At 29.2% G+C, this 4,678-nt stretch carries 4 protein-coding genes; 3 read left to right on the plus strand and 1 reads right to left on the minus strand.

The window, feature by feature from the left end:
* Positions 1-137 precede the first annotated feature (137 nt).
* Genes udk through Q0370_RS01645 form a run of 3 tightly spaced genes read left to right on the plus strand, consistent with a single transcriptional unit; the run spans position 138 to position 2,967 of the window.
* Complete coding sequence (gene udk / locus Q0370_RS01635; RefSeq protein ID WP_021743808.1) at positions 138-779, plus strand: uridine kinase; 642 nt, start codon at positions 138-140, stop codon at positions 777-779.
* Between the two features lie 54 nt (positions 780-833).
* Positions 834-2,171 carry an FAD-dependent oxidoreductase gene (locus Q0370_RS01640; RefSeq protein WP_299571228.1) on the plus strand — a complete coding sequence of 446 codons (1,338 nt, stop codon included), beginning with the start codon at positions 834-836 and terminating at the stop codon, positions 2,169-2,171.
* Between the two features lie 13 nt (positions 2,172-2,184).
* Positions 2,185-2,967: a potassium channel family protein gene (locus Q0370_RS01645; protein ID WP_299571231.1), complete on the plus strand. Its 783-nt coding sequence runs from the start codon at positions 2,185-2,187 to the stop codon at positions 2,965-2,967.
* An 85-nt stretch (positions 2,968-3,052) separates the two neighbouring features.
* Here the strand turns inward: Q0370_RS01645 and Q0370_RS01650 are convergent, their stop codons facing one another.
* Positions 3,053-4,585, minus strand: a complete 1,533-nt coding sequence (locus Q0370_RS01650) for a contractile injection system protein, VgrG/Pvc8 family (protein ID WP_299571234.1) — start codon at positions 4,583-4,585, stop codon at positions 3,053-3,055.
* Positions 4,586-4,678: the final 93 nt, after the last annotated feature.

Raw genomic sequence — 4,678 nt, forward strand, 5'->3', positions numbered from 1 at the left:
AAAAATATAAAATTTTAAACCTTTACATTATTGTAAAACTTCAAAAAAAATGATAAAATTATTAAAAAATACAACAAGATATAATTCTTCTAAAAAATTCAAAAATTACAAAAATCTATTCAGGAGGAAATATTTTTATGAGCTATCAAACTATAATTGTTGGAATTGCTGGAGGTACTGGTTCTGGTAAGACTAGTGTAACTCAAGCTATTATCAAAAATTTAGAAAGAACGGGAATTCATTCGATTTTGCTGGAACAGGATTCTTATTATAAGAGAAATGATCATCTAACTTATGAAGAAAGGGCTAAGTTAAATTATGATCATCCTGATGCAATTGATTTTAACTTGCTGGAAAAGCATATACTGGCATTAAAAGATGGAAAATCTATCGAAAAGCCTATTTATGATTTTCAGGTTCACAACAGAGTTAATGAAACTCAGCATATTGAACCTGCAAATATAATCATTGTTGAAGGTATTTTAGTACTTGCAATGGAAAAAATCAGAAGTCTTTTTGATACAAAAATTTTTGTTGACACTGATGATGATGAAAGGCTGCTTAGAAGAATTGAAAGGGATTTAAACGAGCGGGCAAGAAGTTTTGAAAGTATAAAAAATCAATATATTGATACTGTAAAGCCTATGCACTTGGAGTTTGTTGAACCTTCCAAAAGATATGCTGATGTTATAATTCCACGTGGAAAAGACAACAAAGTCGGTATAAACATGGTAGCAAGCAGACTTAGATATTTGTTTAACAAAATGAATCAAAAATAAAAATAATAAAATGAAAGGAGTGTATGATTCTTAAATTATCATACAAAAAATATTATGAAAATAGTTGTAATCGGAGGCGGAGCAGCTGGAATGATGTTTTCGACTCAATATAAAAAAGCAAATCCTGAAGATGAGGTTATTTTATTTGAAAAATCCTCTTATGTGGCTTGGGCTGGATGTCCAACACCCTATTTTATCGCTGATGAATTGAAAAAAAGTGATGTTCTTCACGGAACACCGGAAGATTTTATAAATCGTGGAATTGAAGTAAAAATTCATCATGAAGTTACAGAAATAAATTTTCAAAATAAAACTATAACAGTAAAAGGAAATGAAATTAATGGAATAATCTTTTACGACAAATTGGTAATTGCCGTTGGAGCAAAATCATTTGTGCCAAATATTGCTGGATATTCAAAGGATCTGGAAAATGTATTTACTCTATCTCACGCAGAACATGCCTTTAAAATAAAAGATTATCTTAACGAAAATAAATCAAAATTAAAAAATGCAGTTGTCGTAGGAGCTGGTTTCATTGGGCTTGAAATGGCTGAATCATTCAGAAAAAATGGATTAAACGTTACACTTATTGAAAAGGCTGATCAAATTTTTCCAAATGTTTCTGAAAACTTGAAAAAAAGAATTTATAAAGAAATAGAAAATAATGATGTTGAATTAAAATTAAACTCTGGCGTTTCAGAAATAATTTCTGAAAATAATATAGCAAAATCAGTAAAATTGGATAATGGGGAAACTGTAGACTTTGATATTGCACTATTTAGTATTGGAATTACTCCAAACATTGATTTCTTGCCGAAAGAATTAAAAACTGATTCTGGGAAAATTGTTGTAAATGATAAATTTGAGACAAATATTAAAGATGTATATGCCATTGGAGATTGCGTTTTTAACAAATATTACAAAACTGATAGAAATTTATATGCTCCATTTGGAGATGTAGCAAACAAGCATGGAATGTTCCTTGCAAAACACTTATCTGGAAAAGATGTGAGCTGGAAAGGGTTAATCCGTTCTTTTGCAACTTCATTTTATGATGTAAAACTAGCACAAACTGGACTTTCTCTAAAAGAAGCTCTGCAATTAGGATACAATGCCGATGTAGTTTCAATGAAAGCAATGTATAAAAATTCTGGCTTTGAAGACTCTGTTCCTGCAAGTGCCGAAATTATTTACGATAAAGACAGAAAAATTGTTCTTGGTGGAGCAATGGTAGGAAAAGAAGCAGTAGCACAATTTGTAGATCAAATGGCTATTGTTATTGCTCTTGAAACACCTATTGAAAAATTCATAGAAATTGACTTTGCATATTCTCCAACAAATGCAAGTGTTTGGAATCCGTTATTAGTAACATATAGAAAAGTTATTAAATAAAACAGGAGTTTTTATGAAAAAGAAAATTGAAAAATTACATAAAAACAAAAGATTTCGTATAAGTTATCAGGTTATTTTTATTTTCTTGGCATTATACAGCTTTGTCACTACACTTTTAGATTTACACGGCGATATTAGCATTTTTAATAATCCAATCCTGGAATTTATTGATGTATCAATTTATTTAATTTTTGCAGTGGATTATTTTATACGTTTTACAAATTCAGACAATAAATTAGATTTTATTGAAAGCAATATTCCTGATTTAATCTCAATTATTCCGTATTATTCTATTTTTAGGCTATTCAGAATTTTTAAGATTAGACGTTTAGCAAGAGTTTTTAAGCATTTAAAACTGACAAAAGCTTATTTGTCTGTAAAAAAATTCTACAAAAAAATAAAAAAAATCTTGAGAGCAAATGGACTTATTTATTTGTTAATATTTGCTGTACTTGGAATCATAGTATCTGCCCTAATAGTTTCCTATGTCGAAAAACTCTCTTATTTTAATAGCCTATGGTGGGCTTTTATAACTGCAACTACTGTTGGTTATGGAGATGTCTATCCGCATACATTTATTGGAAGAATAATTGCTATTTTTCTGATACTGGTTGGAATGGGAACTTTTGGAATGATTACGGGAGCAATCACAAGTTATTTCTTAAATCGGCAAACTGATTTAATTCCAGATGATGATTTAGATGAATATGTTTTAAACTCCCAAAATTACACAGATACAGAAAAACAGGAAATTATAACTTTTATACAATTTATAAGAAACAAAAGAAAAAAATAAATTATACTAAAATCTTTTCAATACAGGAAGAACAGTAAGCTTTAACTAATCTTATTATTCTCCTGTATTTTTTTATTAACTGCTATTAATTACTGTGAACTTTTTTCCCTTTAATTCTAACATCTGAACTTAATGATTCCATCGTTATTTCCTTCTCTTTCCCAATAATATTTATCTTAGAGCCATAAAAATCAGCATCCCCAATCGACTCTATCCCCAAATAATTATTAGAAGCCACTATCATATTTTGATTAGCCTTATTTACAAAATTATCTGCATTTTCAACTATATTTGGTGATTCTACACTATATTTCTCAGCCATTTTCACTTCAAAAGTGTTCAAATTCAAGCTAAAATTAAAATCACTCTGATTAACCTGAAAATTTCTTTTGGTATAATCGCTAAACCTTCCATTTCCTTTATTGTTTATTGCCCATGACACTTTTGCAAATCGCTCGTCTTCATTTGGAAAATAAACTTCCACAGTATCATTTACTTCAGGAGTACAGAAAAATCCAGTATTTGTCTGCGAATAAAAAGTCTGATAACTTAATGGAAATCTTTTTATTCCATAATCATCGTACGCTTTGTCATTACTTTCCTCATTGCTTCTTTCCTGAACAATTTTTTTCAGCCCCTCTGCAAATCTGACTTCCATTTTCGCAATTCCACCATCTTCAAACACCCGCTCAACATTTGCTTCAATTCTGCACCCTTTTATTTTTTCATTATATTTCTTGAATATGTGATAACTCTTCATATCCGTTGCTAAAAATTCACTTTTTAAAATAAAATCCTTCAAAAATATCCTAGTTTTTAATACAGAAAAATTGCCTTTATTCCCACTAGAATCTTTATCATTTTCTTCATTTTCTACAGCATTTTCAGAAATAGAAACAGTATCTCCCAAATTTATTACTTTATTTGACTGCACTTTATAATATAGATTTTTATAATCTCTTACCAGCGAATAATCTGAAAAATATTTATTTTCCTTCTTAATTTCTCCCATTTCCACCATTCCAAACAATATTATCCCCTGTTCAATTACAAACATCCCAGTTTTTAATTGACTTGCAAGTCTTACCAAAAATTCCCAGTCTGTTTCATCAAACTGAACAATCAAACTGCCTATCTGCTTTTTCGCAATATCAGAATATTTTATTTCCAACTTTTTATCAGCATAATCCTTATTAATCTCATCAATTATATCTGAAAACATTAAATTCCTATCCTGAAAAACCCGATACTTCTTCTCATTTTTCCTGTCAAAAAGCACACTTTTAGAAAACGCTCTCATCAAAATTCTGCACCCGTAACTCCCATAATCCAAAATCTCAAAATAATCAACAATCCCACTAAAAACTCTTCTTTTGACATCCTTATCTACATTAGCAAGCTCAATTTCAATCCCAACATCTTCCTTTTCAATAATTCTTTCCAAATTTTTTCTCTGCTCATCATCCATTTCCAATTGAATTTCCAGTTTCTGATGTTCATTAATATTTTCATCCAACACAAATTCCTGAATCACAAAATTCTCTAACTTTGTTTTATTCAGTATGATTCCAATATTTTTCCCTTCATACATATTTTCAACATTTACATCTTTACTCATTTTTACCACCTCAATTATTTCCTTTTATTAATTTTATTTAACAATCATTTTACAGTTTAATCCTTAAGTACAAAAATAAAAGATTTTTAAATT

The sequence above is a fragment of the uncultured Leptotrichia sp. genome (genome assembly GCF_938036635.1).
In the GTDB taxonomy this organism is placed as follows: domain Bacteria; phylum Fusobacteriota; class Fusobacteriia; order Fusobacteriales; family Leptotrichiaceae; genus Leptotrichia; species Leptotrichia hongkongensis.